The sequence below is a fragment of the Bifidobacterium subtile genome (assembly GCF_000741775.1).
GTDB lineage: Bacteria > Actinomycetota > Actinomycetes > Actinomycetales > Bifidobacteriaceae > Bifidobacterium > Bifidobacterium subtile.
Genome location: NZ_JGZR01000003.1, coordinates 87,566 through 102,298 on the forward strand (window position 1 = coordinate 87,566; position 14,733 = coordinate 102,298).

General features: G+C 59.2%; 16 protein-coding genes. 6 read left to right on the forward strand and 10 right to left on the reverse strand.

What is annotated here, in order from left to right:
* Positions 1-152 precede the first annotated feature (152 nt).
* On the forward strand, positions 153-1,430 hold the full coding sequence (locus BISU_RS02180; protein WP_024462847.1) for a glycoside hydrolase family 3 N-terminal domain-containing protein: 1,278 nt from the start codon (positions 153-155) through the stop codon (positions 1,428-1,430).
* Between the two features lie 177 nt (positions 1,431-1,607).
* Here the strand turns inward: BISU_RS02180 and BISU_RS02185 are convergent, their stop codons facing one another.
* Together BISU_RS02185 and BISU_RS02190 are read right to left on the reverse strand one after the other, a co-directional pair.
* Positions 1,608-2,885: a uracil-xanthine permease family protein gene (locus BISU_RS02185; protein ID WP_024462846.1), complete on the reverse strand. Its 1,278-nt coding sequence runs from the start codon at positions 2,883-2,885 to the stop codon at positions 1,608-1,610.
* Positions 2,886-3,222: 337 nt separating this feature from the next.
* Positions 3,223-4,050: a histidine phosphatase family protein gene (locus BISU_RS02190; protein WP_024462845.1), complete on the reverse strand. Its 828-nt coding sequence runs from the start codon at positions 4,048-4,050 to the stop codon at positions 3,223-3,225.
* A gap of 269 nt (positions 4,051-4,319) precedes the next feature.
* Here BISU_RS02190 and BISU_RS02195 point away from each other — a divergent pair, with 269 nt between their 5' ends.
* Entirely contained in the window at positions 4,320-5,957 is a 1,638-nt protein-coding gene (locus BISU_RS02195) for a peptide ABC transporter substrate-binding protein (RefSeq protein WP_024462844.1), read from the forward strand.
* A 462-nt stretch (positions 5,958-6,419) separates the two neighbouring features.
* Here the strand turns inward: BISU_RS02195 and BISU_RS02200 are convergent, their stop codons facing one another.
* The 4 genes from BISU_RS02200 to BISU_RS12765 all read right to left on the reverse strand — a co-directional run bounded on the left by BISU_RS02200 (position 6,420) and on the right by BISU_RS12765 (position 8,998).
* Positions 6,420-6,881, reverse strand: a complete 462-nt coding sequence (locus BISU_RS02200; protein ID WP_024462843.1) for an Hsp20/alpha crystallin family protein — start codon at positions 6,879-6,881, stop codon at positions 6,420-6,422.
* Positions 6,882-7,132: 251 nt separating this feature from the next.
* Positions 7,133-7,723, reverse strand: coding sequence for a nuclear transport factor 2 family protein (locus BISU_RS11460; RefSeq protein ID WP_024462842.1), 591 nt, complete (start codon positions 7,721-7,723; stop codon positions 7,133-7,135).
* Positions 7,724-7,772: 49 nt separating this feature from the next.
* Positions 7,773-8,138 carry a DUF488 domain-containing protein gene (locus BISU_RS02210; protein ID WP_024462841.1) on the reverse strand — a complete coding sequence of 122 codons (366 nt, stop codon included), beginning with the start codon at positions 8,136-8,138 and terminating at the stop codon, positions 7,773-7,775.
* 152 nt (positions 8,139-8,290) lie between these two features.
* Entirely contained in the window at positions 8,291-8,998 is a 708-nt protein-coding gene (locus BISU_RS12765) for a VIT1/CCC1 transporter family protein (protein ID WP_161787723.1), read from the reverse strand.
* Positions 8,999-9,110: 112 nt separating this feature from the next.
* Between BISU_RS12765 and BISU_RS12770 the strand changes: the two genes are divergently transcribed.
* The 4 genes from BISU_RS12770 (at position 9,111) to BISU_RS02235 (ending at position 11,625) form a co-directional block, all read left to right on the forward strand.
* Positions 9,111-9,617 carry a Fur family transcriptional regulator gene (locus BISU_RS12770; protein WP_024462839.1) on the forward strand — a complete coding sequence of 169 codons (507 nt, stop codon included), beginning with the start codon at positions 9,111-9,113 and terminating at the stop codon, positions 9,615-9,617.
* Positions 9,618-9,648: 31 nt separating this feature from the next.
* Positions 9,649-10,758, forward strand: coding sequence for a DUF4232 domain-containing protein (locus tag BISU_RS02225; RefSeq protein ID WP_024462838.1), 1,110 nt, complete (start codon positions 9,649-9,651; stop codon positions 10,756-10,758).
* Between the two features lie 133 nt (positions 10,759-10,891).
* On the forward strand, positions 10,892-11,185 hold the full coding sequence (locus BISU_RS02230) for a helix-turn-helix domain-containing protein (protein ID WP_024462837.1): 294 nt from the start codon (positions 10,892-10,894) through the stop codon (positions 11,183-11,185).
* 5 nt (positions 11,186-11,190) lie between these two features.
* Complete coding sequence (locus BISU_RS02235) at positions 11,191-11,625, forward strand: DUF1801 domain-containing protein (RefSeq protein WP_024462836.1); 435 nt, start codon at positions 11,191-11,193, stop codon at positions 11,623-11,625.
* Between the two features lie 46 nt (positions 11,626-11,671).
* Here BISU_RS02235 and BISU_RS02240 read toward each other — a convergent pair whose 3' ends face one another.
* The 4 genes from BISU_RS02240 to proC form a co-directional block, all read right to left on the reverse strand.
* Entirely contained in the window at positions 11,672-12,115 is a 444-nt protein-coding gene (locus BISU_RS02240) for a VOC family protein (RefSeq protein ID WP_202805542.1), read from the reverse strand.
* Positions 12,112-12,513, reverse strand: a complete 402-nt coding sequence (locus BISU_RS02245) for an HIT family protein (protein ID WP_033502464.1) — start codon at positions 12,511-12,513, stop codon at positions 12,112-12,114. The genes BISU_RS02240 and BISU_RS02245 overlap by 4 nt, the downstream gene beginning before the upstream one ends.
* 73 nt (positions 12,514-12,586) lie before the next feature.
* Positions 12,587-13,681 (reverse strand): redox-regulated ATPase YchF, encoded by a 1,095-nt coding sequence (ychF, locus tag BISU_RS02250; protein WP_024462833.1) that lies wholly within the window; start codon positions 13,679-13,681, stop codon positions 12,587-12,589.
* Positions 13,682-13,884: 203 nt separating this feature from the next.
* Positions 13,885-14,676, reverse strand: coding sequence for a pyrroline-5-carboxylate reductase (gene proC, locus BISU_RS02255; RefSeq protein ID WP_024462832.1), 792 nt, complete (start codon positions 14,674-14,676; stop codon positions 13,885-13,887).
* Positions 14,677-14,733: the final 57 nt, after the last annotated feature.

Genomic DNA, 14,733 nt, shown 5'->3' on the forward strand with positions numbered 1-14,733 from the left:
CTAAGCGCGGAAAGGCAACGCATATAGCCGATCTCATCAGCAGGAACCGCCCTCGGCCCGGTATTCTTCGCTGACCTTACCGCCCGCCGCCATCGGCCGGCAGCACCGAAACCATATGAGATAGGCATGTGCGGTAGTGAGATAATCGAGGAATGATCTCACGGCATACCCAGCATGATTCCCGAAGACACCGCATCCGCACCGCGATCATCGTCATTCTCGTATTCGCCTTGGCCGCCGCCGCTCTGGCATTGGCTGGCCTGCGTTGGAAGGCGAGTGACACTTCCTCGATGCCTTCAGCCTCGTCATCGACCTCGTCCATGTCTTCTGCCCTCAGCCGTTCGAAGGCCCCGAAGGCGTCATCTTCGCCGAGCCATGCTGCCGCTGACGACGCACCGGAGGAGAAGGCGAGCAAGGCAGTGGACGCCATGCCGCTCAAGGATCAGGTCGGTCAGCTGGTGATGGCACCGCTGTTCGCCGGCAGCGACCCATCGAGTCTGCATGATCTCGTTGCCGATCAGCATGTCGGCTCGGTGCTCATCATCGGCAATTGGAACACCGGGGTCTCCGGCGTGAAGCAGTCCACCGATGCCTTGCAAAGCTATGCGCCGCAAAACAATCGGCTGATCATGGCGACCGATCAGGAGGGCGGGCAGGTGCAGCATTTGCGCGGACCCGGATTCGATGCCATGCCTTCCGGCGTCGAGCAAGGCCGGCTGAGCCCGAATCAGCTTACTGATTCCGCATCCCAATGGGGCGGCCAGCTCAAATCCGCCGGCATCAACGTCGACTTGGCTCCGGTAGCCGACACGGTGCAGACCGATCGTGCCGGCAATGCGCCGATCGGGGCGCTCGACCGTGACTTCGGGCTGGATGCGTCGGGCAACGCGCAGCATGCGACTGCGTTCATCAATGGCATGCGGCAGGCGGGAGTCGAGACGACGATCAAGCACTACCCCGGGCTTGGCACCGTCAGCGGCAATACGGATTTCACCGCCAATGGCATCCTCGACACGACCACGACGCTGGACGGCGACGAAATCGGTGCGTTCACCACCGCGCTGCAGGCCAAGCCGGGCATGGTGATGATGTCGCTGGCCACGTATCAGGCGATCGATCCGGCGAATCCGGCGGCGTTTTCCAACGCGTTGATCGACGGGCATTTGCGCACGCAGAGCGGCTACGACGGCGTCGTCACCTCTGATTCGCTATCCGCAACCGCGGTGAACGGCATCGCACCAGACCAGCTTGGCGTAAGATTCATCGAAGCCGGAGGCGATTTGGCTTGCATCGGCGCAAACCAATACGTGCAGCCGATTCTCGACGGGCTGAACCAGCGGGCCGCCAGCGACCCAGCCTTCGCACAGAAGGTCAAACAGTCGGCAACGCGCGTCATGACCCTCAAATACCGCATGGGGCTGGCACAGTAAAGGCAGCGCCAGCATGCACAGCGCCAGACAGAAGGTGGCTCTGTCTTGTTTGCGACAGTTCTCAACGACAAATGGCAGGAGTAGGACAGAGCAGAGCGTGCTCTGTCCTACTCCTGCCATTACAGCGTGCTTACTGTCATGAACAAGACATAGTTGCCGTAATCAACCCATTCCGGCTTACTCGTCCTTGGGCACTACTCCAGTCACGTGGCCGATGGCCTTAAGGCCGTGGTACATGACCAGCACCGCGATGGTGGCAATGGCGATGCCGTTGAACTGCACGCCGGAGATCGCGAAGCCGAAGTTGGCGATGCCGATAATCATGGTGACGGCAGCCGTCATGATGTTGAGCGGCTTGTTGAAGTCGACGTGGTTGTCGACCCAGATACGCACGCCCATCATGCCGATCATGCCGTAGAGCAGCGTGGTGACGCCGCCGAGCACGCCGGCGGGAATCGTGTTGATGACCGCGCCGAACTTCGGGCACAGGCTCAGGATAAGCGCGAAGCCGGCCGCGCACCAGTATGCGGCGGTCGAATAGACTTTGGTCGCCGCCATCACGCCGATGTTCTCGCCGTAGGTCGTGGTTCCGGAGCCGCCGCCGAAGCCGGCGATCATCGTGCCCAGGCCGTCAGCCGCGAGCGCGGTGCCGATCTGACCGTCGTAGTCGCGCCCGGTCATCTGCGCCACCGACTTGACATGGCCCACGTTCTCGGCGACCAGCACGAGCACGACGGGCAGGAACATCGGCAGAATCGAGAAATCGACCTGCGGCAGGTGGAATTGCGGCAGACCGATCCACGCTGCCTCCTGCACAGGCTTGAAATCGACTTGGCCGCGCACGCAGGCGTAGATATAGCCGATAAGCACGCCGAGCAGAATGTTGAGACGGCCCAGCAGCCCCCTGAACAGCACGGCCACCAGCAGCACAGCCGCCAGCGTGACCAGAGCGGTGTCGGGCGCCGCCTTGAAGTTCGTCCAGACGTTCGGCGCCAGATTGAAGCCGATGATCGCGACGATCGCGCCGTTGACCACCGGAGGCATGATGATGTCGATCCATTTGGCCCCGGCGAAGTGCACCAGCAGGCCGACGAGTCCCAGCAGCAGGCCGGTCATCATGATGCCGAAGCTGGCCACCGCGATGCCTTTATGCGCTGATGCGACCGCCGCGATAGGGGCTATGAAACCAAACGAGCTACCCAGATAACTGGGTAGCTTGTTCATATTGATCAGCAGGAACAACGCCGTCGACAGCGCCGTGAAGAACAGCGTGGTCGACGGGTCGAAATGGGTGAGGATCGGGACCAGGAAGGTCGCGCCGAACATGGCGACTACGTGCTGCGCTCCGATGCCCGCCGTGCGCCCCCATGTCAGACGTTCCTCGGGGGCGATGACCTCGCCCGGTTTCAGCGTTTTGCCGTCCCCATGCAGTTTCCATGTGAATACATTGCTCATGGTTGTCCCTTTCCTTGTTCTCTCTTGGCTCTCTTGTGGAAATTACGCGCGTGGCACGCAGTCGGCCCGCGCATCGTGTGCCATTGTAGCCACGCCATGGCCAATCGGCGTTTCTGACGTATTTCCAAACGTTTGCATGAAGACATAGTCGGCGCATTTCCATGCATTTGCGCGAGGGCACAGGGCACAGTCGACGTATTTTCACACACTTGCGAAAGCATGGAGAAAAGCGCAGAACCGTGAGGAAAGGTGCATCGATTATCGACGTGAGCTGCGATGCAACAGCTCACGCACATTGAACACAGCGTGGCGGAGCCAAGTTTTAGGCAATGAGCACTCAGCGCGCCAAACCGGAGAGATGCGGATCGACCGAATGCACCACATCCACCAGATCGCCGTTGGAGAGCAGCGGACGCTGGAACTCGCGCCACGGCTCGACCTCGACCTCCCAGCGCCCGGTCTGCCGGTCGAGCACCGGCCGCGCGGTCTGCTCCCAGCGCACGCGGTGCGTGGTGCGACCGGTCTGCGGGTCACGGCGCGAATAATGCAGGCAGGTGCAGTTCGTGATGCGCCATTCGGGCGCATCGGCACGCTTGAGGAACTCTTCATCGGAAAGATCTTCGAGCGTGAGCATGAGCGCCTGCATGAAGTCGCCGTGGCTGACCACCACCACCGACTGCGCCTCCGCTCTGCGGTTGAGCGAAGTCAGCAGATTATGCACGCGATCCTCGGCCACGTCCGCGATGGATTCGCCTGCCGGCGGCCGCCAGTACAGCGGATCAGTGCGCTTGAAGATCCAGTTGCGCTGGTAATTGGTGCGGAACTCGTCTTGCGTGACCGTGCTGATCTCGCCCCAGGAGCGCTCGCGCAGCACGCGCGTCTCCTCCCATTTGGCCTTCGGCAGCGCCATGGTCGCCGCCGTCTCGCGCGTGCGCACATACGGCGAAACCAGGTAGCGGTCGAACAGCTGCTGCTTCGAGACCAGCCAGCGCCCGATGCAGTCGGCCTGCTTGCGCCCAGTAGCGGTCAGCCGCCACGAGCGATCGGGGACCGTGACGTTATCCTGCGTGAACAGGGAATTGTCGCCGGCTTCCCCCGCCTTGACGATGACATTCGCCTCCGACTCCCCGTGTCGTATCACATACAGATCCAATGGCATACCCATGCCCTAATTCCTCCTTGAAACCGCGCCCCGCGGCCATTCGTCCATTCATTCATAGCTATCCACTCCATACTGTACCGTCATCCGCCCGCATTCGGCCACTGGAGCATCCGACTGTTTGCGATCCTTCCTTCATAGCGCAGCCCGCCGTGAAGCAGCCCGTTATAAGCAGCCCATTATAAAAAGCCCGTTATAAAAAGCGCTGATAGCCCGAAGCAACCGGCGAAAAAGCCATTCAGGTAGCATTGGACGCGAATATTAAGGAGAGCATCATGACCATCACATCCCGAAAAAGCAAGGAGGCCGCTGCGCTTGCAGCGGTAATCGGCATCGCGCTGGCGCTCGGCGGCTGCGGGGCCTCGGGCGGCGGCAACGCCTCATCAGGACCGGCAGCCATCATCGTCAACGACTCCGAGCCCGCGGCTGGTCTGGTTCCCAGCGACACCAACGACTTGGCCGGATGGAAGGTGGTCACGCAGCTCTTCGAAGGGCTGGTCACCTTCAGCAACAGCGGCAAGCTAATCTACGCGGACGCCCAATCCATCACGCCGAATGCGGACGCTTCGCAATACACGATCAAGCTGCGCCCGGGACTGAAGTTCTCCAATGGCGAGGCGATCACCGCGAAGACTTACGCCAAGTCATGGTCCTTCGCAGCCAATGCGGCGAACGGGCAGATGGGCGCCTCCATTTTCTCGACTATCAAGGGCTATGACGCGCTGCAAGACAAAAACGTCGACAAGAACGCGCAGCTTTCCGGGCTTGACCCTCTCGATGATTCCACGCTCAAGGTGACGCTCGCCGCCCCGGACTCGTCCTTCGCCTACAAGGTCGGCGATGTGGCGTTCCTGCCGCTGCCATCAGCAGCCTACAGCGACATCAAGACGTTTGGCCAGAAGCCCATCGGCAACGGTCCCTACGGCTTCAAGTCATGGACGCATGACCGGCAGATCGAGCTGGTGCCGAACAAGACCTACACTGGGCCGCGCAAAGCTCAGAACGGCGGGGTGACTTTCCGGCTTTACACCGATCTGGATAGCGCTTACGCCGATCTGCAGGGCGGCAACCTCGACGTGCTCGACACGATTCCCAACTCCGCGCTGTCCACCTATGCCAAGGACGATTCGGTGCAGGCCTTCAACAAGCCCGGCCCCGGATTCAAATCCTTCACCATCCCTCAGAATCTCAAGCATTTCACTGGCGAGGAAGGCCGTCTGCGCCGAGCCGCGATTGCTCTGGCCGTTGACCGCGCCACCATCATCACGAAGGTGCTGCACAACACGGCCACGCAGGCGACCGATTTCACCGCGCCAACCATCGTCGGGCACAGCACGGGCCTCGCCGGAACCGACGTGCTCGACTACAATGCCGCCAAGGCGAAGGAACTCTGGAAGCAGGCCGACGCGATTGCTCCATGGGACGGAACCTTCCGGCTTGCCTACAGCGCCGACAGCGGCACCAAGCCGTGGGTCGAGGCGATCGCCAATTCCATCGGGAACGCGCTGGGAATTATGAGCCAGCCGTATGCCTTCCCCACGCAGAAGGAGCTGACCGGGGCGATTCAGAATCGCACCATCGGCGCGGCTTTCCTGCAAGGCCTGCAATCCGACTATCCGCATCCCGAAGGCTACCTCGTGCAGGCATACTCCTCCGCCGCAGCGGACGGCAAGGGCCTGAACAACGGGGACTACAAGAGCGCGGCCTTCGACAGTCTGCTCGCCCAGGCCGCCCGGCAGACCACGCTGGACGGCGCAATCGACTACTACCACCAGGCCGAAGAGCTCCTGCTCAAGGATTTGCCGGTAATCCCGCTCTGGTATGCGAACGTCAACGCGGCCGCCGGCAAGAACATCAAGAACATGTCGTTCAGCTACATGGGCGTGCCCGAATACCAGAAACTGCGCAAGTAGCAGTCTGCATCCTGCGGATTCGCTGGACTTTTTGGACTCTTTGGACTCTGTCTTGTTTGCGACACCGACAGGGGTCAGATGTCATAAACAAGACATGTCCGGCGAACTCTGTCTCGTTTGAGACATTTATCTGGGTTACTTGTCGTAAACGAGACAGAGTACAGAGGGCTCTGTCTCGTTTACGACACCCAGCCCCTGTTAGTGTCATAATCGGGACAGAGTCCGCAGGCCGCTACCATGCTTGCGGCACACACCCCGGCTTAGCGTCACGAAAGGGGCATTATCCGGGCAGCTGTGCCCCTTTTGTGCCTCTCAGCTCAAACAAGCGTCACGAAAGGGGCATAGTCATACTCAACGCTGCCCCTTTCGTGACGCAAGACGCAAACAGGAGGCCGTGTCGGCACAGGCAACCCCGTACCGACACGGCCTTTCGTGTGCAGCTCGAAAGCTGCGGTTCACGCATCAGCTCTCAATGGCGATCTGATGCTTGACTTCGACCTGCGGCTTCGGCTCGACCTTCGCAATCGCGAGACTCAGCGTGCCGTCCTTGTAGCTGGCGTGGATGTCGGACTCCTTCACCGCGTCGCCGACGTAGAAGCTGCGCGAGCACGAGCCGACATAACGCTCGCGGCGCAGCCACTTGCCGCTCTTCTCGTCCTTGTCCTCGTGGCTCTCGTCCTTGTGCGCGGACACGGTGAGATACCCTTCATGCAGCTCGATTGCGATATCGTCCTTGTTGAAGCCGGGCATGTCGATGTCGACGTCATAGGACTTGTCGCTTTCACGCACGTCGGTCTTCATCATGTCGCCGGACGCGGCCGCGCCGCTCACCCGAGACGGCAGCTCACGCCATTGCGAGAAGAAGGGATCATCGAAGAGATCCGTGAACATCGAGTCATTCATCAGTGACGGAAACATAGCCATAATCGATACTCCTTGCATTACGAGGGAAACGTCTGGTCAGGCGGCCGACATTGCTGCCGACCGCCTGACCAGACGTTTCCGGAGTCCCTTCAGGGGAGCTCCCGTGTGTTCCTTTCACTGTGTTCAACCGAGTCAGGAGCAGACATCTTCCCAAGTTTTACCTTGAGTGAACAAAACTTGAGTGCTTGAGGCTCAAGTTTTGGAAAACATGCATTGTGCAGTTAAGCCTGCCGACGGATGACCACTATCTGTCACTTGTCACCGTAAGGAAACACCCGGCTATGCTGAGCTTCGAACTCACGCACTCGGCACATGCGGCCTTCGTCATTGAACTCGATGATGGACACACCGTCGAATATGTAGGGCTCCTTTTCGCGCCCGCTAAATGTCCAGGTCACGCTCAACGCCGGCATCCCCAACGGATTCAGGCCGTGCATCATCTCATGGATATCCCACGAATCGACCACCTGCTTGGCGAGCATATCGCCAATCCATCGATGCATCTGTTGCAATCCCCGATAGACCGGCCCATAGCATTCCTCATACCGGCAATCCTGCGCGAACAGCTTGTCAAGATCGCTGAAATCGCAAGTCTCCCACATTGCGAAATACCGTCTGACTGATTGCTCGAGTGCATCCCATGACATCGTTGGGACGCTCGCTTCGGCACGGTCCTGCGGCATTTTGGAGTCGGTCGCGTCCGCGGCATGCATGCCGCCTGCGTTACCGGCGTCGTCAGCCACGTCAACCTCTGTAAGCAATCGAACTTCGGCAACGTGCGGCTCGTCAGTCGGATTTTCGGCGCCATCGCCGTTGCCCGCATCGCATGAATTCGAATTCATGGCATCATCGTAGCCCTTTTACCTCTTCGCCATATGCCTCGGAGTCTTATCATGACAACCGTGCGGCAAGATAGTCGCGCAGTATTACAGCCTGATTATGCTCCGGGTCTTTCGCCCCATACAGCAAGGTCACCGCATCGTGCGCTCTGCAGATGTCCAGCAGTTCGCCAACCGCCGGATTACCGTCCAGCTCTTGGAGATAGCGAGCGCGAAACTCCTCGAAACGCTCAGGATCATGCCCGAACCATGTGCGCAGCTCCGTCGAGGGGCCAATCTCCTTGAGCCACAGGTCGAGCCGCGCCTTGACCTTCGATATGCCCCGAGGCCAAAGCCGGTCAACAAGAACCCGATAGCCGTCGTCGTTGTCGGCGGAATCGCCTACATCGTCATAAATGCGCTTGATTGCAATACCCATGCTTCCATCTTCGTCGCCGCTATGACATTTACCGCTATGACATATAAGACTGCGACATGTACCGCTATGACAAGTAAGACCGTGAGATCCAAGGGTATGGCATTTGCCGCTACAACTTCCCTACGCACCCCCAGCCCTGACTTGAAGCCGCGTCAGCTCACGCCGAGCAGCATTCCTATAGCGAGCACGATGGCACCGCCCAAGGTGACCACGAGGAGGGAATTCTTCATGGGCACATGCAGGAAATGGTAGCGAATCCAAGCAATTACGAAGAGCTCAATGGCGACCACGATGAGCGCGATGAGCAACGACAGCCGCAGACTGGGAATGAGGAATGGCAAGGTATGGAAAACGCCGCCAATGGTCGTCATCCCGCCGGTTATGACGCCGCGCACGATGGCCGAACCGCGTCCCGTCGTCTTGCCGGTGTCGGAAAGCGCCTCGGACCAGCCCATGCTCACGCCTGCGCCAAGTGCCGTGGCCATGCCGACGAGGAACGCCGTTCTCGGGCTGGACGACATGGCGGCGGCGAAAATCGGCGCAAGCGAACTGACCGTGCCGTCGATAAGACCCACCAGACCAGGCTGCACATATTGCAGCACAAAGGCGTCGTGGCTTATGCCGTGTGGGAAATGCGTGTCCTGTGACATTGCACGCTCATCGCCCGTTTCGGCCTCGTACGCCGAAGTTGCTTCGTTCAATGCCGCTGCGCTCTCTTTATTTTCTTCGCTCACAGCGTTTGCTGAGTTTGTTGCGTTCGCTGCAGCATTGATCACCATTCCGTTGATTTCCTTGCCCTGCGCTTGCGCGGCACCGCCCATTGCGAGCGCACCCGCAGCTATCCCGTTTTCCATGACCATGTCGGTCCTCCAATCTTTATTCGTTCTTTATCTTAAGTCTTTTTTAATAAGATGCAAATTAAAGAAAAGAAACGCTGGAAATAAAGGAGACACGCTGGTACCCTTGGACCTTATGGACTTGGAACTGAAGGAACGGCACGGGGTGCGCGACCTCGATAGTCTGCTGCACGATCGCGGGCTGCGCAACACTCCGCAGCGCCAGCTCATCTACCGCATCGTCGCTTCCTCCCCCCAGCATCTGAGCGCCGTGGACGTGCAGCAGCGGCTCGAAGACACCATGCCCGGCATCTCGCTGCCGACTGTGTACGCCACGCTGGATCTCTTCGCCGAGCTGGGCATCGTGCGCAAAATGGCGCTGGCCGAAGGCCCTGTGCTCTACGACACCGGGCAGCGTCACCCGCACGCGCATATGGTGTGCCGTCAATGCGGCCGCATCTTCGACCTCGACATTCTCCCGGTCAATGACGCCGACGTCGCTGCCGCGGCGAACCAAGGCTTCCAGGTCGATTCCGGCGATCTCGTGCTGCACGGGCTGTGCGCTGACTGTCAGGCCCGCGGGCGCATATCAGCTGTTAATGCCGTCACCGCCGTCACCAAGGAGCAGCGCAAAGCGGCGTGACGCGAGTCGCTTCGGAATCGAAAGGCGCTTCATGAAACGCAGACGAATCGTTCTCGGCGTCGGTATCGTTCTGATTGTCGCCTTGGCGTTGAGCATCATCACACTGCATCGATTGAATTTTCGCTCTGTCGTCTACCATGAGACGCCAATGCAGACGTATCGGGTCATACATCCTCTTTCAACCACTCCGGTGAACGATTCACCAAACATCGCAGACTGCAAACCCGAGAACATCCGTGCCGTTGCGGAATATTTCAATGCCGCCATGGGAACCGGCGGAATGTCGATTCGGTTTGCGAACGTCAGCGACCAGCCCTGCCGCATCACTGGCGCAACGCCGAAGCTCACTATGGTTCGCGGCGGCACAAACATGAAGTTCAGACAGCTGCCGTTGCCCGACTATAGGTCTTCTGGCAACGACGAAACGAATCCGAAAATCGCATATATTCCAAACGGAAAGGCTGAGATACTGGCTTCGTACGAGTCCGCCACCGTTTCCGTGAACTGGCAGATCAGTCAACAGATCGATCGCACAGCCCCTATCTCTTTGACGGCTGCGCTGCCCCAATTGGGCGAAATCGCTATAGTGCCGGGAACTAACGCTTCGAATGGTGATGTCATCAGTACCGACCCCGGGCTTGATATCACTGTGAGCACGCTGACAATGCCTAGCTTCATCTCGCCTAACGACGACCCGTTGCAAGACAGCAGCCGCGTGGAACCATGCCGATTCGCCATCGAAGATTTCCGAGCGGACCCTCCAGCGTCCTCGTCATCAGGCGAAGGCTCAGGCCCGCGCTCATTGTCTCTGACCTTGCGCCATCTCGGATTGCAGCCATGCAAGCCCGACAGCATCATAGCCATTGCGGCTGCGAACAATCCGAGCTATCCGACGGAGCTTCTATCAATTTCACAATCGACTGTGGCGTCGCCTACGTTGTCGACGGATGGGGCCACAGCAAAGAAAAACCTTCTCGCTCCAGGCAAGAACATTATCTACAGCTATACCTGCGGGCAGGAACAGCCGGTTCGCAGGCCGCCGAGCTGGGTCGCAGAGCATTACGGCAGCTGGAAGCCAGCGCCAATCGACGTGGTGCCGCTGCCTGAACAATCCTCCAAATTACTGTCGTGCGCGTCGTAACCGATATCTGCCTCGCAACGGACACAAAAGTTATGCTGCACGGTTAGCCCAAAAATATTCCAGCAGATAACATCTAGTATGATAGCGATTATCCGAGTTTAACTAGAACATACCAGTGCTAAGGAAAAAACCGATGCGATACGTGCCTACTACCGTGAAACGCGACCTGCGCATCATCGGCGAACGGTTTTCGCAGCAGCGCAAACTGCTGCTGCTGACCATCGCCGACGTGGGGCAGCGCGCCGGAGTAAGCCCGACCACTGTGGCGAACCTCGAACAGGGCAAGGCGGTGCGTTCGGATTCGATGCTCGCCATCGCCCGCGTGCTGCAGCTTGCCGACGCCATTGTGACGGCAAGCGACCCCTACCGAACTGATCTCGGCCGGCTCCGTGCTAACGAACAGCTTCCTAAGCGCGTCCGGAGGTGAGGGATATGGCCACGCAGAAAACGCAACCGACCGACGCAAACGTCGATGAATTCCTTGATGCCGCGATCCCTGCAAGGCGTCGGGAAGACGGGCACGCACTTGCCGAAATCTTTCATGAGGTCACTGGCGTCGATCCAGTGATGTGGGGACCATCGATTGTGGGGTACGGAAGCTACCGCTATATTTCCTCAGCGAACCCTCACAATCGCGGTATATGGCCCAAAGTCGGGTTCTCGCCACGCAAGGCGCAGCTTTCGCTCTACGGCCTCAAGGATATGCCCGCCGGCGCCGAGCTGCTGCCGAAACTCGGCGCATACACCGAAGGCGCGGGCTGCGTCTACGTGAAGAAGCTCGACGATATCGATCTATCTGTGCTCCGCGAACTCATCGCCATCGCATGGACCCGCGAAGATGATCCGGAGCCTGAGTCTGTGAGCTGAGTCTGTGCGCTGACGATCCACAATCGGCGTTCGGCGTACATAACTGTCAGCCAGCAACCTCATTGTTTTCAGCATCATCGGCAACAAGCTCGATTTTGAAGCGCTCCGAGTTCTCCATATACGCGACGTGCCAGTCCTCGCCGCCAGCAAATGGATGGCGGTCTTCATACAAATGCCTCCAGCCGTGCGAAGGCCCCTTCTGCCACAACTGATCAACATCGCCGCGGCTTCCGGCATGGAAGGCAAAATGGCTGAGCCCCGGACGCCGCCGATCATTCGAACCGGTCAGCCGGGTCGAAGCGACGACGATATACGTGTCTCCTGATTTCCAACTGCGACCCTCATCCCAGCACTGGTAAGGAACCCAACCAAGTGCCTCGAGTAGCCAGCCCCATTCACCAATGGCAGGAGCAAGGTCACGAACCTGGATTTCGACATGGTTCAACGTTCCTCGCATACACAAGCTCTTATCGTCCTTATCGTCAGTCACATCATCCTCAAGGTTTGGTAGATGGCATTTGCGTCATGGCGGGCTCCATCAAATGCTGGCCATGTCGCCACGCCGTCTCCGGATTTGCGCGGGATGATATGTATATGCAGATGCGGCACGGATTGCCCGGCATCCTTCCCGCTGGCGTTAAGCAGATTCACCGCACTATATCCGCAATCGGACACGACATGATTGCTTACAAGCCTGACAGTGCGCATCAGTCGGGCAACCTCCACGTCAGGGCAATCGAGAATGCTCTCATAATGCCGTTTGGTAATCGCAAGCATGTGTCCATCCACATCGTTAGCAGTATCCATGAAAACCATGGTGTCGGCGTCTTCAAACACTTTCAGGCAAGGAGAATCCCCTGCCGCAATCGAACAAAACACGCAGACCATGCTCGTTATCGCCCTTAGTAACCCGAAACTGTTCGACCCATCGCAGATGCCAGACTGGGCAATATGGAACGACTCACTTGCTCACGTTGAATTTGAACTCCACGATGTCGCCGTCCTGCATGATGTAGTCGCGGCCTTCGAGGCGGAGCTTGCCGGCGTCCTTGATCTTGGTCATGGAGCCTTCGGCGGCTACGAAGTCGTCGTAGGAAACGATTTCGGCCTTGATGAAGCCTTTTTCGAAGTCGGTGTGGATGACGCCGGCGGCTTGCGGGGCGGTCCAGCCTTGGTGAATCTGCCAGGCGCGGACTTCCTTTTCGCCTGCGGTCAGGAAGGTCTGCAGGCCGAGCACGTCGAAGCCGACGCGGGCAAGCTGGTCGAGGCCGGATTCGTCCAGTCCGGCGTCGGCGAGCATCTCGCGGGCGTCGTCCTCGTCAAGCTCGGTCAGGTCTGCCTCGAACTGCGCGTTGAGGAAGATGGCCTTGGCCGGGGCCACAGAGTCAGCGAGCTTCTTCTTGGCGGCGTCATCTTGCAGCTCGTTGTCATCCACATTGAACACGTAGATGAACGGCTTGGCGGTCATCAAATGCAGGTCGTAGATGGCGTTTTTGTCGATTTTGCCCGCGGCGGCCGCGTGATCGATGGTTTCGCCGGCTTCGAGAATCGTCTTCGCCTCATTAACGGCGGCGACGTATTCACCGCTGACTTTCTTGCCTCGCAGGTCCTTTTCGAGCTTCGGCAGCGCGTTCTCGATGGTCTGCAAGTCGGCGAGAATCAGCTCGGTGTTGATGGTGTCGATGTCGTCCGCGGGGTCGACTTTGCCGTTGACGTGCACGATGTCGTCATCCACGAAGGTGCGCACGACCTCGCAGATCGCGTCCGCCTCGCGGATGTTGGCCAGGAACTTGTTGCCCAGCCCCTCGCCTTGCGACGCGCCCTTGACGATGCCTGCGATATCGACGAAGGTCACGGTCGCCGGGATGATCTTCTCGGTGTGCACCAGCTTGGCGAGCACTGGCAGACGCTTGTCGGGCAGCGGCACGATTCCCGTGTTCGGCTCGATGGTGGCGAAGGGGTAATTCTCCGCAAGCACGTTGTTGCGGGTCAAGGCATTAAAAAGAGTCGACTTGCCGACGTTGGGCAGGCCGACGATTCCGATAGTTAAAGACATGACTTCCAGTCTAGGGGAAACGCTGACATACCAGTGCGCACTACTCGTGATGCGTTGCGAGTAGTGCGCACGAATCTAACACGCACTGGCTGGCCAGCTGACGTGAATCCGCGCAATGGTAACGAGACCATCGATTTTCGCGTCCACATGCATGTTAATTTCATGCGCACTACGCAAAAGGCTTGGCGCGTAGTGCGCATGCACTACCCCTCTATCGCATTAATAGCGTCAATGACACTCCCGCGGAAGCCATCCTTTTCCAATTGCACGACGCCGCGGATGGTCGAACCGCCAGGCGAGCAGACGGCGTCCTTCATCGCGCCGGGGTGGGTGCCGGTGGCCAGATACAGCGCGCCGACGCCTTCGGCCATCGCAGCGGCCAGGCGGTAGGCGGTCGCGCGCTGCAGTCCGTGCTGCACGCCAGCGTCACCGAGCGCCTCGATGTACATGGCGGTAAACGCCGGAGCGCAGCCTGCGATATCGGTGGCGATGCCCAAATGCTCGCTGTCGACGCGCTCGATCTGCGCAATCGGCGAGAAAATCTCCTCGAAAATCTTGGCTTCCTCATCGCTGAGCGTATTCGACTCTTCGGTGACCAGAATGCCCTTGCCCACGGCGATGGGCGTGTTCGGAATCGCGCACTGCACATGCGCTCCGTCGCCCAGCAGCTCGCGGTACTGCTCCAAGCCCCAGCCACCGGCAATGGAGACGATGACCGGCTTGCCGCTCTTGAGCTGTTCGGACACTGGGCCGAGCACGCCCTCGATCTGATAGGGCTTGACGGCGACGACCACGATATCGGCGGCTTCGACGACTTCGGCGGCATCATGCTTGGCCTGTGCGCCGATGGCCACCGCGTTGCGCTCAAGCTTGTCGAAATGGCCGGCGCAGGCCACGATCCGCTCCCCTGGCACCACGCCAGCGTTGACCAGGCCTTGGGCGATGGCCTGGGCCATGTTGCCGTATCCGATGAATCCTATAACCGGCTTGTCCATGTACATTCCTTTCGTCGTCCGCATCTGCGTGCGGCGCTGTTCTCCAGTTGTTGCGAT